At 64.7% G+C, this 13320-nt stretch carries 15 protein-coding genes; 11 read left to right on the plus strand and 4 right to left on the minus strand.

The genetic code is table 11. The features are described 5' to 3' along the window. Nucleotides 1-23 precede the first annotated feature (23 nt). Together J5M67_RS23545 and J5M67_RS23550 are read right to left on the minus strand one after the other, a co-directional pair. Complete coding sequence (locus J5M67_RS23545) at nucleotides 24-1889, minus strand: DUF4105 domain-containing protein (protein WP_207887826.1); 1866 nt, start codon at nucleotides 1887-1889, stop codon at nucleotides 24-26. 59 nt (nucleotides 1890-1948) lie between these two features. Next, nucleotides 1949-2437: a DUF3015 domain-containing protein gene (locus J5M67_RS23550; RefSeq protein WP_207887828.1), complete on the minus strand. Its 489-nt coding sequence runs from the start codon at nucleotides 2435-2437 to the stop codon at nucleotides 1949-1951. A gap of 221 nt (nucleotides 2438-2658) precedes the next feature. On the opposite strand from J5M67_RS23550, the gene J5M67_RS23555 reads away from it, so the two are divergent. The 6 genes from J5M67_RS23555 (at nucleotide 2659) to J5M67_RS23580 (ending at nucleotide 7821) form a co-directional block, all read left to right on the plus strand. Beyond that, nucleotides 2659-2982 carry a TraR/DksA family transcriptional regulator gene (locus tag J5M67_RS23555; RefSeq protein ID WP_207887830.1) on the plus strand — a complete coding sequence of 108 codons (324 nt, stop codon included), beginning with the start codon at nucleotides 2659-2661 and terminating at the stop codon, nucleotides 2980-2982. 95 nt (nucleotides 2983-3077) lie between these two features. Then, nucleotides 3078-5555, plus strand: coding sequence for a Lon protease family protein (locus tag J5M67_RS23560; protein WP_207887832.1), 2478 nt, complete (start codon nucleotides 3078-3080; stop codon nucleotides 5553-5555). Between the two features lie 165 nt (nucleotides 5556-5720). Beyond that, on the plus strand, nucleotides 5721-6062 hold the full coding sequence (locus tag J5M67_RS23565) for a hypothetical protein (protein ID WP_207887834.1): 342 nt from the start codon (nucleotides 5721-5723) through the stop codon (nucleotides 6060-6062). A 153-nt stretch (nucleotides 6063-6215) separates the two neighbouring features. After that, on the plus strand, nucleotides 6216-6710 hold the full coding sequence (locus J5M67_RS23570; protein ID WP_207887836.1) for a TIGR00645 family protein: 495 nt from the start codon (nucleotides 6216-6218) through the stop codon (nucleotides 6708-6710). Nucleotides 6711-6831: 121 nt separating this feature from the next. Continuing rightward, nucleotides 6832-7128, plus strand: a complete 297-nt coding sequence (locus tag J5M67_RS23575) for a DUF6482 family protein (protein ID WP_207887838.1) — start codon at nucleotides 6832-6834, stop codon at nucleotides 7126-7128. A gap of 75 nt (nucleotides 7129-7203) precedes the next feature. Next, entirely contained in the window at nucleotides 7204-7821 is a 618-nt protein-coding gene (locus J5M67_RS23580) for an FKBP-type peptidyl-prolyl cis-trans isomerase (protein ID WP_207887840.1), read from the plus strand. A 133-nt stretch (nucleotides 7822-7954) separates the two neighbouring features. Here J5M67_RS23580 and J5M67_RS23585 read toward each other — a convergent pair whose 3' ends face one another. Together J5M67_RS23585 and J5M67_RS23590 are read right to left on the minus strand one after the other, a co-directional pair. Beyond that, on the minus strand, nucleotides 7955-8179 hold the full coding sequence (locus J5M67_RS23585; RefSeq protein WP_207887842.1) for a hypothetical protein: 225 nt from the start codon (nucleotides 8177-8179) through the stop codon (nucleotides 7955-7957). Between the two features lie 169 nt (nucleotides 8180-8348). Then, nucleotides 8349-9317 (minus strand): polyprenyl synthetase family protein, encoded by a 969-nt coding sequence (locus tag J5M67_RS23590; RefSeq protein ID WP_207887844.1) that lies wholly within the window; start codon nucleotides 9315-9317, stop codon nucleotides 8349-8351. Nucleotides 9318-9558: 241 nt separating this feature from the next. Between J5M67_RS23590 and rplU the strand changes: the two genes are divergently transcribed. The 5 genes from rplU to J5M67_RS23615 all read left to right on the plus strand — a co-directional run bounded on the left by rplU (nucleotide 9559) and on the right by J5M67_RS23615 (nucleotide 13232). Beyond that, on the plus strand, nucleotides 9559-9870 hold the full coding sequence (rplU, locus tag J5M67_RS23595; RefSeq protein WP_017521623.1) for a 50S ribosomal protein L21: 312 nt from the start codon (nucleotides 9559-9561) through the stop codon (nucleotides 9868-9870). A gap of 24 nt (nucleotides 9871-9894) precedes the next feature. Continuing rightward, nucleotides 9895-10152, plus strand: coding sequence for a 50S ribosomal protein L27 (gene rpmA / locus J5M67_RS23600; RefSeq protein WP_017521622.1), 258 nt, complete (start codon nucleotides 9895-9897; stop codon nucleotides 10150-10152). A gap of 159 nt (nucleotides 10153-10311) precedes the next feature. Continuing rightward, nucleotides 10312-11532 (plus strand): Obg family GTPase CgtA, encoded by a 1221-nt coding sequence (gene cgtA / locus J5M67_RS23605; RefSeq protein WP_207887846.1) that lies wholly within the window; start codon nucleotides 10312-10314, stop codon nucleotides 11530-11532. Nucleotides 11533-11647: 115 nt separating this feature from the next. Beyond that, nucleotides 11648-12766 (plus strand): glutamate 5-kinase, encoded by a 1119-nt coding sequence (gene proB / locus J5M67_RS23610; RefSeq protein ID WP_207887849.1) that lies wholly within the window; start codon nucleotides 11648-11650, stop codon nucleotides 12764-12766. A 10-nt stretch (nucleotides 12767-12776) separates the two neighbouring features. Then, complete coding sequence (locus tag J5M67_RS23615) at nucleotides 12777-13232, plus strand: CreA family protein (protein ID WP_207887850.1); 456 nt, start codon at nucleotides 12777-12779, stop codon at nucleotides 13230-13232. Nucleotides 13233-13320 lie beyond the last annotated feature (88 nt).

Here is a 13320-nt window from a genome sequence, read left to right on the forward strand (position 1 = left end):
ATTGTGCGCCGGAACCTCCAGGCTCAGTAGTGGTACCAGCGCAGCTCCAGCATCACTTCGTTGACCGGCGTGGCCAGTTGGCTGAACTCGCGCTGGGCCGACAGGCGCAGGCCGAGGTTGCGGCCCAACTCCACCTGCTGGCCGAAGCTCAGGTTGCGGCGCACTTCGCCGTTGTGGAAGTAGTCGCCCTTGGCTTCGACGGTCAGGTTGCCCAGCGGGTTGCTCCATAGCAGGCCGGTGTCGAAGCCCAGCGCCGGGGCGATGGTCGCGGCGAAGTCCTGGTTGTTCTCGATCCGCGCGGTACCCAGCGCATAGGCCTGCAGGTCATCGGTCAGCTTCCAGCTGCCGCCGGCGCCGCCATTGAGGTGGCCGACCAGGGTGTCGTGGTCGTTGTCGCTGTGCTTGCCGAGCACCCGCTCCCAGCCGCCGGAAACCTGCCAGGAAAGCGGCTGCAGCAGTTCGTTGCGCGGCGTCATCGAGCGAATGGTGACCAGGTCCAGTTGCTGCAACTGCCAGCGGTTGCCTTCGTATTGGCGCAGCTTCAGCTGGCCGAGTTCGATCTGTGCGCCGAGGGGGAAGCCGTACTGGTTGTCGGCGAGGTCGTGGTAGGCCATGCGCAGGCCGTACTGGGCGAAGGCTTCGCCATCGCGGTTGCCGGCGCCGAGTTGCCAGGTGCGCGACTCGTGGCCGTCTTCCGGCTGGCCGGGGCGCTCCACGGTCAGGGCCGGCGGCGGATTCTGGTTGATCGCCTTGAGCAGGGCATAGCTGCGCGAGGCGGTGGCGTTGTCCCGCTCCTGGCCGGTGGCGCGGTAGCGCAGCAGGCGGAAGGCGGTGTCCTGTACCAGCGCTTGCCGGTCGGCGGGCAGGGCCTTGAATCCGGGGCTGTCGAGCAGCCTGTCGTCGTCTGCCAGCTGGCGTGCCAGGAGCTTTTCGTCGTGGCTCAGCGGGGCGCCGCGAGCGAGCAGTTCACGCTCGCGGGAGGGGCGGTAGTCGATCCGCTCGATCATCCCGGCATTCTTCACCGCGCGCACGGTGTCGGTGGGGATGGCGGTAAGCGGGAACTGGTCGGTGAGCTCGGTGCCGGGGCGGGCGATTTCCAGCAGCTCCAGCAGGCGGAATGAGCAGTTCTCGTCGAAGAAGTAGTACTTGAAGCGGACCTGCTTGAGTTCCCAGACGTGCTCGACCATCCGCCCGGTCTCTTCGGGCGTGAGATTGAGGCGGTATTCCCAGAGGTCGCGGTTCTCCAGCCGGCTGTATTCGGAGAGCTTCTCGCGGTACGGCACCAGCGCGAACAGGCCGGGGTAGCCGCCCATCAGGCCCTTCCAGGCGTAGAGGATGCTGTTGTCCATGCCTTCGATGTAGGCGCCGAAGTTCAGCGCGTAGCTCAGCAGGGCGGTGTTGTCGGAGTCGACATCGGCCTGGTCGATGCGCAGCAGGGTGTGGCCGAACATCGAGGACGGGCTGTTCAGGTAGGCCGCCGGGAACACCAGCACCGCGCTGTGCGGATTGATGTCGGCGTACCAGGTCTTGTACTCCTGGCAGTCCACGGGCGGCAGATCGTCGAGTTGCAGCTGCTGGCGCAGCCAGCGGGTGCGCGCGGGATAGACGCACTGGGCGTGTTTGTCGCCCAGGTTGGCCGGGGCGTAGAGCGCCTTCACGGTGGCGGCCAGTTCGGCGTCCGGATGCTGCTCGCCATCGTCGGCGAGGAAGAACTTCGGGTCGTCGACGAAACTGCGCCAGCCGCCCAGACGGGCGTGTTCGTAGTGCCCCAGGGCGAGCCAGTAGGGTTCGCTGGCCAGGGCCTGCAGGCGCTGCGGGGCGATCTGTGGTGCGGCGAACAGTGAGGTGCAGGCGCACAGCGCCATCCAGGGCAACAGGCGTTTGGGCATCGGGGGCTACTGCAAGAGAGGGAGTGAGCCCACCGTGGCGGTGGGCTCGCGAGCGGCCGTCAGGCCTGTTCGGCGTACTTGGCCAGCTGGGCGTCCTGTTTCAGGACAGCCTGGGTGTTGGCGTACACGTCTTCCGCGGTGACGTTGGACTTGTCGAAGATCTGAGCGAAGTGCTCGTGGGTCACTTGCGCGAAGTGGGCGCGATCCTGCGGGGCAACGCCCAGGACTACGGCATAGGTGGTCAGAGCTTCGCCGTTACCCTTGGCCATGTCTTCGGACAGCTCGTCCATCATGCTGCTCAGCACGATCATCGGCTTGCCGCCGTAGGTCAGGGCGCCATTGGTGTGGCAGCCGTTGGTGCCGGTGGTCATGCCGAAGGTGTTGTTGCCGCTAGTGCCGTTGGTGGTGGCGGCCAGGACGTGGGTAGCGGTGCCGCGCTGGCCCTTGAAGAGCATGTTGCCCCAGCCGCAACCGTCGCTACCGGGAGCGTCGGCCAGGGCACTGAGGGAGGCGGTGGCGAGGAGGGTACCGATCAGAATCCTTTTCATCGTTTTTCTCTCTTTTCTCGAATACGGGCAGGTGTCGCTGACAGCAAACAGCGCCGCCTGAAGCTTTTAGGAATGAACCCTGGGTGTCAAGGAAACCGGTTCGAACCTGTGCGGCGCATTCCGGCTGCTTGCCGCCAGCCGGCAGGTTATTGATCGGCATCAGCGGCGGTTGGCTTGGAACGGGCCACACTTGAAGGAGTTCCCTTTTCGAGGAGGTCGCCATGGCCGATTTCGATCCGCGTCCGAGGCTGGATCAGCTGGCGGCGGAGTATTCCCGGCGTGCCGAGGCGATTCGTCGCGATCTCGGCCGGACCCATTCGCCGGACTTCGCCGAGCAGGCCCAGCAGCGGCAGAACGACGACGTCCTGCGCGCGCTGCTGGCGGAAGCGGAGGCGGGCATGCGCCTGGTCGGGCTGGCGCGCCTGCGCCTGGCGGACGGCACCTACGGCGTCTGCGCGCGCTGCGGAGAGCCGATCGAGGCGCGCCGCCTGCAAGCGCTGCCGGCGGCGGAGCACTGTCTGCGCTGCGCCGATGAAGTGGGCTGAACTGTCACCAATACTGCCTTGCCAGTGGCGCGCGGGCGGCGCGAGAATGCGGACAACTCTCCGCGGCCTTGCGCCGCTCGAAGCAAGGACTTCCGATGCCCGATTCCGTTGCTGCAGGCCTGCGCCTGGCGCCCGATGAACTGACCCGTCCCTTCTCCCCCGAACAATTCCCCTTCACCACCACCGACGAACTGGAGCCCTTCCTCGGCGTGCTTGGCCAGGAGCGCGCGGTGGAGGCCTTGCAGTTCGGCGTGGCGATGCCGCGTCCGGGGTACAACGTGTTCGTCATGGGCGAGCCGGGCACCGGCCGCTTCTCGTTCGTGCAGCGCTACCTGAAGGCCGAAGGCAAGCGTCTGCCCACGCCGGCGGACTGGGTCTACGTCAACAACTTCGACGAATCCCGCGAGCCGCGCGCCATCGAACTGCCACCAGGCAGCGCGGCGGACTTCGGTGCCGATCTCGATCATCTGATCGACAACCTGCTCTCCACCTTCCCCTCGGTATTCGAAAGCCCGGCCTACCAGCAGAAGAAGAGCGCTATCGACCGCGCCTTCAACCAGCGCTACGACAAGGCCCTGGACACCGTCGAGCGCCTGGCGCTGGAGAAGGACGTCGCGCTGTACCGCGACAGCGCCAACATCGCCTTCACCCCGATGAGCGAAGGCAAGGCGCTGGACGAGGCGGAGTTCGCCCAGCTTCCGGAGGCCGAGCGCGAGCGCTTCCACGCCGACATCGCCACCCTGGAAGAACACCTCAACGAGGAACTGGCCAGCCTGCCGCAGTGGAAGCGCGAGTCCAGCAACCAGCTGCGCCAGCTCAACGAGGAAACCATCACCCTGGCGCTGCAGCCGCTGCTGGCGCCTCTGGTGGAGAAGTACAACAACAACTCCGGTGTCAGCGCCTATCTGCAGGCCATGCAGCTCAACCTGCTGAAGACCGTGGTCGACCAGCTGGTGGACGCCGAGCGCACCGACCCGCAACGCAAGCAGAGCCTGGAAGAGCAGTACGCGCCCAACCAGGTGATCGGCCACCACTCCACCAGTGGCGCGCCGGTGATCTTCGAATCGCATCCGACCTACGACAACCTGTTCGGTCGCATCGAGTACGCCTCCGACCAGGGCGCGCTGTACACCAGCTACCGCCAGTTGCGTCCGGGTGCGCTGCACCGCGCCAATGGCGGCTTCCTGGTGCTGGAAGCGGAGAAGCTGCTCAGCGAGCCCTTCGTCTGGGATGCGCTCAAGCGCGCGCTGCATTCGCGTCAGCTGAAGATGGAGTCGCCGCTCGCCGAGCTGGGCCGCCTGGCGGCCATGAGCCTGACGCCCCAGGTGATCCCGCTGAACATCAAGGTGATCATCATCGGTTCGCGGCAGATCTATTACACGCTGCAGGACCTGGACCCGGACTTCCAGGAGATGTTCCGCGTCCTGGTGGACTTCGACGAGGACATCCCGCTGGGCGAGGACAGCCTCGAACAGTTCGCCCAATTGCTGAAAACCCGCACCTCGGAGGAGGGCCTGGCGCCGCTGACCAGCGCCGCCGTTGCCCGCCTGGCGACCTACAGTGCGCGCCTGGCCGAGCACCAGGGTCGCCTGTCGGCGCGTATCAGCGACCTGTTCCAGCTGGTCAGCGAGGCGGACTTCATCCGCCAGCTGGCGAACGAGGAGGTCACCGACCTGGGCCACATCGAACGTGCCCTGAAAGCCAAGGAAACCCGTACCGGTCGGGTCTCCGGACGCATTCTCGACGACATGCTGGCCGGCATCATCCTGATCGATACCGAAGGCGCCGCCGTCGGCAAGTGCAACGGCCTGACGGTGCTGGAAGTCGGTGACTCGGCCTTCGGCGTGCCGGCGCGGATTTCCGCCACCGTCTACCCGGGCGGCAGCGGTATCGTCGACATCGAGCGCGAGGTGAGCCTCGGCCAGCCGATCCACTCCAAGGGCGTGATGATTCTCACCGGCTACCTTGGCAGCCGCTATGCCCAGGAGTTCCCCCTGGAGATTTCCGCGAGCATCGCCCTGGAGCAGTCCTACGGTTACGTGGACGGTGACAGCGCCTCGCTGGGCGAGGTCTGCACGCTGATCTCCGCACTGTCGCGCACGCCGCTGCGGCAGTGCTTCGCCATCACCGGCTCGATCAACCAGTTCGGCGAGGTGCAGGCGGTCGGCGGGGTCAACGAGAAGATCGAAGGCTTCTTCCGTCTCTGCGAGGCCCGTGGCCTGACCGGTGAACAGGGGGTGATCATCCCGCGCTCCAACGTCAGCACCCTGATGCTGGACGAACGCGTGCTGCAGGCGGTGCGCAACGGCCAGTTCAACATCTACGCCGTCCGCCAGGCCGACGAGGCGCTGAGCCTGCTGGTCGGCGAGCCGGCCGGTGCGCCGGACGCCAAGGGCAACTTCCCGAAAGGCAGTGTGAATGCCCGTGTGGTCGAGCGTCTGAAGGAAATCTCCGAACTGGGAATGGAGGAGGACGAGAAGGAAAAACCGGTCAAGGAGGCCGTGGCAAAGGCCAAGGCAGCCAAGGCACCGGTGGAGAAGGAGCGGGCGCGCAAGAAGAAGGACGCCGACTGAGCAGAACCTGACCAGCCGCCTCCGCACCGCGCGGGGCGGCGCTCACGGGCTGCTGCCCCCGCGCAGTTCACATGCTTATCCACAGCCGGCGTGGATAAAACGGCGCTTTCGCGTGTCGGAACCTGGGTGTAGTCTCGAACTCAGGATCACCGCGAGGGTGCCGCCATGCCGCGTAACCTCTGCCTTATCCGCCCCTGTCTGGGGCTGACCACGCGAATCGAATGCGCGATCAGGCCGCTGGCCGGAGAGAATGGACTCTGGATCTTGCTGTGTGCGGCCGGCATGTCCGGCGCACAGCCCACCGCCATCAAGGCGCAAGGCCCGTTCTTCGGGCCCTTCGTCGCCGAGGGCGTGCTCGAGGCGATTTCCGATTGCCTGGCCCAGCAGGGCTACATCGAAGCCTCCGACCCGCCGATCTGGCAATTGCACCTGCAAGCCGAGTTGCGCCGTCTGAACGGTGAGCGCAGCCGTCATCTGGGGAATTATCAGTTCCGTCCGGAGTCCTGATGCGGCACGCCGCGTAGGCAACGGATGCTCATGGCGCCTGGTTTCCGCCTGCCGATCCCGCGGCGTCCGACATATTTGTCCACAGAATTGCCGGGCGACCCGGAAATTGCCTTCGCTATACTTCGACTTTTTCCTAACACCCCTGCGAGATCCATGGAACGCTTCGTCGAAAACTCCCTGTACGCCGCCCGTTGGCTGCTGGCGCCGATCTATATCGGCCTGTCGCTGGCGCTGCTGGCCCTGACCATCAAGTTCTTCCAGGAAATCGTCCACATCCTGCCGAGCATCTTCACGATTGCCGAGGCGGACCTGATCCTGGTGCTGCTGTCGTTGATCGACATGGCGCTGGTCGGCGGCCTGCTGGTGATGGTGATGTTCTCCGGCTACGAGAACTTCGTGTCCCAGCTGGACATCGACGAGAGCAAGGAGAAGCTCAGCTGGTTGGGCAAGATGGACGCCAGTTCGCTGAAGAACAAGGTGGCTGCCTCCATCGTGGCGATTTCCTCGATCCACCTGCTGCGCATTTTCATGGACGCCCGCAACATCGAAGACAACAAGCTGATGTGGTACGTGATCATCCACCTCACCTTCGTTCTCTCGGCCTTCGCCATGGGCTATCTGGACAAGGCCACGCGCCACGAGCACTGATCCCGAAAGGCCCTCCCAGCCGCCCGGCCGTTGTGAAACGGACGGGCGGCTGCGTTTCCGGCTTGCGGTGGCGGACAGCTGTACAAGACTTTTGCATGACGCCATGTGCAGGAGGTGCCCCATGAACCTCGAGGAACTGACCAACCGCTCCCTTGCCGGGGATATCGACGAAATCAACCTGGTGTCGCTGGAAGGCGATATCTATGTGCTCGAAGCCCGGATGGGTGGCCGTTTCTATCCGATCCAGGACGTGATGGGGCATGTGCTCAGCGTGCGTTCCGTTGCCCATGCCCGCGAGTTGCTGCATGCCGTGCCGGCGGTGCCGTTCCAGCTGGTGCATGCGGTGGTGCATGACGAGATGGTCGGCATGCAGGACGAGCGCGATATCGGCGACGGCGTGCCCATCCCGCTGCACTAGGCCGCGGCGGTGGGGACGGCGAATCATCTGTGCTAGGCTGGCGGCCCTTTTTTGAACCCCCAGCGGAGCGCCGCCATGAGCGAACTCAACCTTTCCACCGACGAAGCCCGCGTCAGCTACGGCATCGGCCGTCAGCTGGGCGACCAGCTGCGCTCGAACCCGGTTCCGGGCATGACCCTCGACGCCGTCCTGGCCGGTCTGTCCGACGCCTTCGCCGGCGCTGAAAGCCGCGTGCCGGGCGAGGCTCTGTCCGCCAGCTTCCAGGTGATCCGCGAGCGCATGCAGGCCGAAGCCCAGGCGAAAGCCGAAGCCGCCGCCGCCGTTGGCCGCGAGTACCTGGTCGACAACGCCAAGCGCGAAGGCGTGACCGTCCTGCCGTCCGGCCTGCAGTACGAAGTGCTGGTGGCAGGCGAGGGCGCCAAGCCGTCCCGCGAGGACACTGTGCGTACCCATTACCACGGTACCCTGGTCGACGGCACCGTGTTCGACAGCTCCTACGAGCGCGGCCAGCCGGCTGAATTCCCGGTGGGCGGCGTGATCGCCGGCTGGGTCGAAGCCCTGCAACTGATGAATGCCGGCAGCAAATGGCGCCTGCATGTGCCGAGCGAACTGGCCTACGGTGGCCAGGCCGTCGGCAGCATCCCGCCGCACAGCGTGCTGGTGTTCGACGTCGAGCTGCTGGATATCCTCTGATACCCGAAGGCTCGCTGCGCAGCGCCGTCCCTGGCGACTGCGCAGGAGAAGAAGGGGCGCTCCGGCGCCCCTTTGTGCATCCGCTTCCCGGGCAGCGGAGCAGCGACGGCGCATCCGGCGCCGCCCAGTGGTATCAGCGCAGCGCGCGGGCGTAACAGAACAGGAACAGGTTGCGCACCAGCTCCTTGAGCACTCCCGGTTCGCTGGTGGACAGCTCCGAGAGTTCCAAGCCGCCCTGTTCGCGCAATTCTTCCAGGGCATCTTCCTCCAGCACCGCGCAGACTTCCCCGGTATCCCGATGCAGGATGCGCAGGTAGGGATGCGGGCGATCCAGCCAGGCGTCGATCATGTAGGTCATGGCAGTTCCTCCGTGCGAATCTTTTGTTGAGAATAATTCTTATTATCTCAATAGCAAGTCCCAATCGAAGATTTTCCTGCGCAGGCGATGATCCGTTGCCCCCGGTCAACGGACGAGCAATAAAAAGCCCGCCGCGGCGAGCCGGGGCGGGCTTTTCGAACAGTGCCGATCAGTGCGTGCGGGCGACGGCGAACTCGGCCAGCTCGGTCAGCGCGGCGCGGTATTCGTTATCCGGCAGCGCCTTGAGGCAATCGACGGCGCGGGCGGCGTACTCACGGGCCAGATTGGCGGTGTAGTCCAGGGCGCCAGCGGCTTCGACGGCGGCGCGGATGCCTTCCAGATCCTGGCTGCCGCCCTGCTGGATGGCCTTGCGCACCAGTGCGGCCTGTTCCGGCGTGCCGTCGCGCATGGTGGCGATCAGCGGCAGGGTGGGCTTGCCTTCGGCGAGGTCGTCGCCGACGTTCTTGCCCAGGCTGGCGGCGTCGCCGCGATAGTCGAGCAGGTCGTCCACCAGCTGGAAGGCGATGCCCAGGGCGTCACCGAACAGGCGCAGCGCCTCGGCCTGTTCCGCCGGCGCCTCGGCCAGCGCCGCGGCGCTGTGGGTGGAGGCTTCGAAGAGCATCGCGGTCTTGCCGCGGATGACTTCCATGTAGGTTTCTTCGGTGGTGCTGGCGTCGCGGACCTTGGACAGCTGCAGCACTTCGCCTTCGGCGATGACGCGGGTGGCCTGGGAGATGATGCGCATCACCGGCATGGAGCCGAGCTCGACCATCATTTCGAAGGAGCGGGCATAGAGGAAGTCGCCCACCAGCACGCTCGGCGCGTTGCCCCACTGGGCGTTCGCGGTAGCGCGGCCACGGCGCAGGCCGGAGGCGTCGACCACGTCATCGTGCAGCAGGGTGGAGGTGTGCAGGAACTCGATGGTGGCGGCCAGCAGCTTCAGGTCGTCGCCCGAATAGCCCAGGGCCTTGCCCGAAAGCAGCACCAGCAGCGGGCGCAGGCGCTTTCCGCCGGCGGAGATGATGTAGTCGCCGATCTTTTCCACCAGGGGAACGCGGGAAGTGAGCTGGCGGCGGATAATGCCGTCGACGGCGGTGAAGTCGTCCGCCACCACGCGATAGAAAGCCTGGGGTTGCATCAAAGACAGCGCTCCTCGTAGATTGCGCGGCATGCTAGGTGCCGGGGGTAGGGCTGTCAAGGCAAGGCCCCGTGAGGCTTGATCCGGAACACCGCTTTGCGTACAATCGCGGCCCCGAACTTCCCTGGCATACCCTGCCTTACGCAATTGCACGGGCGTCCTTTCCGGCCCCATGCAGCCATGCCGACCGATTCCTCTTTCTATAAAGCGTCGGGTGAGCAGGTCTAACGGAGACATCCAGATGTACGCAGTAATTGTTACTGGTGGCAAGCAATACAAAGTCACCGAAGGCGAATTCCTCAAGGTCGAGAAACTCGACGTCGCCACCGGCGAAGCGATCAACCTGGATCGCGTTCTGCTGGTCGCCAACGGCGATGACGTCAAGATCGGCCTGCCGGTGGTAGAAGGCGCGAAAGTGACCGCAGAAGTGGTTTCCCACGGTCGTCACGACAAAGTGCGCATCATCAAGTTCCGCCGCCGCAAGCACCACATGAAGCGTCAGGGCCACCGCCAGTGGTTCACTGAAATCAAGATCACCGGCATCCAGGCCTAATTCCTTTTTTAGGAGAATTGACTCATGGCACACAAAAAAGCTGGCGGTAGTACCCGCAACGGCCGCGATTCCGAAAGTAAACGCCTTGGCGTGAAGCTGTTCGGCAGCCAGGCTGTTAAAGCAGGCAACATCATCGTGCGTCAGCGCGGCACCCAGTTCCACGCTGGTTACGGCGTTGGCATGGGCAAGGATCACACCCTGTTCGCTAAAGTCGACGGCGTGATCAAGTTCGAAGTGAAAGGCGCCTTCGGCCGTCGCTATGTAAGCGTCGTCGCTGCCTAAGCGAGCTCTCACTGAAAAAGCCCTGTCTCGCGACGGGGCTTTTTTGTTTCTGGCGTTTCCAGGCGAGGTGCTGCCGGTTCGGGCGTTTGTGCTGACTTGGCTGTATCCTATGCTCCTTTTCTTATTTTCAACCCGCAGGTACTGCGGGAGGCGTTCGCAATGAAATTCGTCGACGAAGTATCCATCCACGTGAAAGCCGGTGACGGCGGCAACGGTCTCATGAGCTTCCGCCGCGAGAAGTTCATCGAGAAAGGCGGTCCCAACGGCGGTGACGGTGGCGACGGCGGCTCGGTGTTCCTCGAGGCCGACGAGAACCTGAATACCCTGGTGGACTATCGCTATACCCGCCGTTTCGACGCCCAGCGCGGCGAGAACGGCGGCAGCAAGGACTGCACCGGTGCCAAGGGTGACGATCTCGTCCTGCCCGTGCCGGTCGGTACCACCATCATCGATGCCAACACCCAGGAAATCATCGGTGACCTGACCACTGCCGGTCAGCGCATCATGGTTGCCCAGGGCGGCTGGCACGGTCTGGGTAACACCCGCTTCAAGTCCAGTACCAACCGTGCGCCGCGCCAGACCACTCCGGGCAAGCCCGGCGAGGCGCGCGACCTCAAGCTGGAACTGAAAGTGCTGGCGGACGTTGGTCTGCTCGGCCTGCCGAACGCCGGCAAGAGCACCTTCATTCGCGCGGTATCCGCCGCCAAGCCGAAGGTCGCCGACTATCCCTTCACCACCCTGGTGCCGAACCTGGGCGTGGTCAGCGTTGGTCGCTTCAAGAGCTTCGTGGTCGCTGATATCCCGGGTCTGATCGAGGGTGCCGCCGAAGGCGCCGGCCTGGGCATCCGCTTCCTCAAGCACCTGGCGCGTACCCGCCTGCTGTTGCACATCGTCGACATGGCGCCGCTGGACGAAAGTGATCCGGCCGATGCTGCTGAAACCATCGTCAACGAGCTGGAGAAATTCAGCCCGGCGCTGACCGAGCGTGATCGCTGGCTGGTGCTGAACAAGGTGGACCAGATCCTCGAGCCCGAGGAGCAGGAGCGTCGCAAGCAGGCCGTGGTCGAGCGCCTGGGCTGGGAAGGTCCGGTCTACGTGATCTCCGCGCTGGAGCGCGAAGGCACTGAGGCCCTGAGCCAGGACATCATGAAGTACCTCGACGAGCGCACCCTGCGCATCGAGGAAGAGCCGGCCTACGGCGAAGCCCTGGCGGCCCTGGATCAGCGCATCGAGGACGAGGCGCGCGCCCGTCTGCAGGCCCTGGACGATGCCCGTGCACTGCGTCGCGCCGGCCTGAAGAATGCCGATGATCTGGATGACGATGATTTCGATGATGATGAAGACGACGGCGATGGGCCGGAAATCTTCTACGTGCCTTGATCGGCGCGTATCTGTTCTCTGGATGTGGCGTGTAGCCCGGCGGCCCTGGCGGCCGGGTCCTCCAGTGTTTCCCGTGGACGCGGGGATGAGCCGCCTGATTGCTAAGGTTGAGGGTATGCGTGAGAAGGTCACTGGCGCCAAGCGCTGGGTAGTCAAGATTGGCAGTGCGTTGCTGACCGCCGACGGTCGCGGTCTGGATCGCGATGCCATGGCGGTGTGGGTCGAGCAGATGGTCGCGCTGCATTGCGCGGGCGTCGAGCTGGTGCTGGTGTCCTCGGGGGCTGTTGCGGCGGGCATGAGTCGCCTGGGGTGGGTTTCCCGACCTAGTGACATGCACGAGCTGCAGGCTGCCGCCGCGGTGGGGCAGATGGGCCTGGTGCAGGCCTGGGAGTCCAGCTTTGGCGTGCATAGCCTGCAGACCGCCCAGGTGCTGCTGACCCATGACGACCTCTCGGACCGCAAGCGTTACCTGAACGCGCGCAACACCCTGCGTACGTTGGTCGACCTCGGCGTGATCCCGGTGATCAACGAAAACGACACCGTGGTTACCGACGAGATCCGCTTCGGTGACAACGACACCCTGGCGGCGCTGGTGGCCAACCTGGTCGAGGCCGACCTGCTGGTGATCCTTACCGATCGCGACGGCATGTTCGACGCCGATCCGCGCCACAATCCCGATGCCGAGCTGATCTTCGAGGCTCGCGCCGATGATCCTGCCCTGGATGCTGTCGCTGGCGGTACGGGTGGCGCGCTCGGTCGTGGCGGCATGCAGACCAAGCTGCGCGCGGCGCGCCTCGCGGCGCGTTCCGGTGCGCACACTGTCATCGTTGGCGGTCGTATCGAGCGTGTGCTGGATCGCCTGCGTGCCGGCGAGCGCCTGGGCACCCTGCTGACTCCTGAGCAGAGCCGCAAGGCCGCGCGCAAGCAGTGGCTGGCCGGTCATCTGCAGATGCGCGGCACCCTGGTGCTGGACGATGGCGCGGTGAAGGCTGTGGCCCATGATCACAAGAGCCTGCTGCCGGTGGGTGTGAAAACCGTGCAGGGCAGCTTCCGTCGCGGGGAGATGGTGGTTTGCGTGGATCTGCAGGGGCGTGAGATCGCCCGTGGCCTGGCCAACTACAGTGCCCTGGAGGCGCAGAAGATCATCGGTCAGCCGACCGATGCCATCGAGAGCCTGCTGGGTTATGTGGATGGTCCGGAGCTGGTCCATCGCGACAACCTGGTGCTCGTCTGAGGAGAGATCCATGCGCAAGGGATTGATGGCGGTGCTGATGCTGCTGCCGATGCTGGCGGGTGCCGAAGAGATTGGCGAAGTCTCCACGGTCTTCAAGTGGGTCGGGCCGAACGACAAGATTGTCGTCGAGGCGTTTGATGATCCGAAGGTGGAAGGTGTCAGTTGTTACCTGTCCCGTGCCAAGACCGGTGGTGTGAAAGGTGGCTTGGGATTGGCCGAGGATCGCGCCGAGGCGTCGATCTCCTGTCGCCAGGTCGGTCCGATTCGCTTCGTCGGCGAGCTCAAGGATGGCGAGGTGGTGTTCCAGCAGCGCACCTCGCTGGTGTTCAAGACCATGCAGGTGGTGCGCTTCTTCGACAGGAAGCGTAACGCGCTGGTCTATCTGGTCTACAGCGACCGGGTGATCGAGGGTAGCCCGCAGAATGCGGTGACGGCGATTCCAGTCATGCCGTGGCCTGAGAAGTAAGAAGGAAAGGGCGGATAACCGCCCTTTCTTTTTGCCTGTGGAAAAGTGAGCTTGCGGATGGCTGTGCGCTGAGCAAAATCGCAGGCAA

This window comes from Pseudomonas sp. 30_B (assembly GCF_017491605.1).
Classification (GTDB): domain Bacteria; phylum Pseudomonadota; class Gammaproteobacteria; order Pseudomonadales; family Pseudomonadaceae; genus Pseudomonas.

Bases quoted from the DNA above. Each gene is read 5' to 3' on its own strand.
- J5M67_RS23545 (WP_207887826.1), bottom strand. From the start codon at position 1,889: ATGCCCAAACGCCTGTTGCCCTGGATGGCGCTGTGCGCCTGCACCTCA.
- J5M67_RS23550 (WP_207887828.1), bottom strand. From the start codon at position 2,437: ATGAAAAGGATTCTGATCGGTACCCTCCTCGCCACCGCCTCCCTCAGT.
- J5M67_RS23555 (WP_207887830.1), top strand. From the start codon at position 2,659: ATGGCCGATTTCGATCCGCGTCCGAGGCTGGATCAGCTGGCGGCGGAG.
- J5M67_RS23560 (WP_207887832.1), top strand. From the start codon at position 3,078: ATGCCCGATTCCGTTGCTGCAGGCCTGCGCCTGGCGCCCGATGAACTG.
- J5M67_RS23565 (WP_207887834.1), top strand. From the start codon at position 5,721: ATGCCGCGTAACCTCTGCCTTATCCGCCCCTGTCTGGGGCTGACCACG.
- J5M67_RS23570 (WP_207887836.1), top strand. From the start codon at position 6,216: ATGGAACGCTTCGTCGAAAACTCCCTGTACGCCGCCCGTTGGCTGCTG.
- J5M67_RS23575 (WP_207887838.1), top strand. From the start codon at position 6,832: ATGAACCTCGAGGAACTGACCAACCGCTCCCTTGCCGGGGATATCGAC.
- J5M67_RS23580 (WP_207887840.1), top strand. From the start codon at position 7,204: ATGAGCGAACTCAACCTTTCCACCGACGAAGCCCGCGTCAGCTACGGC.
- J5M67_RS23585 (WP_207887842.1), bottom strand. From the start codon at position 8,179: ATGACCTACATGATCGACGCCTGGCTGGATCGCCCGCATCCCTACCTG.
- J5M67_RS23590 (WP_207887844.1), bottom strand. From the start codon at position 9,317: ATGCAACCCCAGGCTTTCTATCGCGTGGTGGCGGACGACTTCACCGCC.
- rplU (WP_017521623.1), top strand. From the start codon at position 9,559: ATGTACGCAGTAATTGTTACTGGTGGCAAGCAATACAAAGTCACCGAA.
- rpmA (WP_017521622.1), top strand. From the start codon at position 9,895: ATGGCACACAAAAAAGCTGGCGGTAGTACCCGCAACGGCCGCGATTCC.
- cgtA (WP_207887846.1), top strand. From the start codon at position 10,312: ATGAAATTCGTCGACGAAGTATCCATCCACGTGAAAGCCGGTGACGGC.
- proB (WP_207887849.1), top strand. From the start codon at position 11,648: ATGCGTGAGAAGGTCACTGGCGCCAAGCGCTGGGTAGTCAAGATTGGC.
- J5M67_RS23615 (WP_207887850.1), top strand. From the start codon at position 12,777: ATGCGCAAGGGATTGATGGCGGTGCTGATGCTGCTGCCGATGCTGGCG.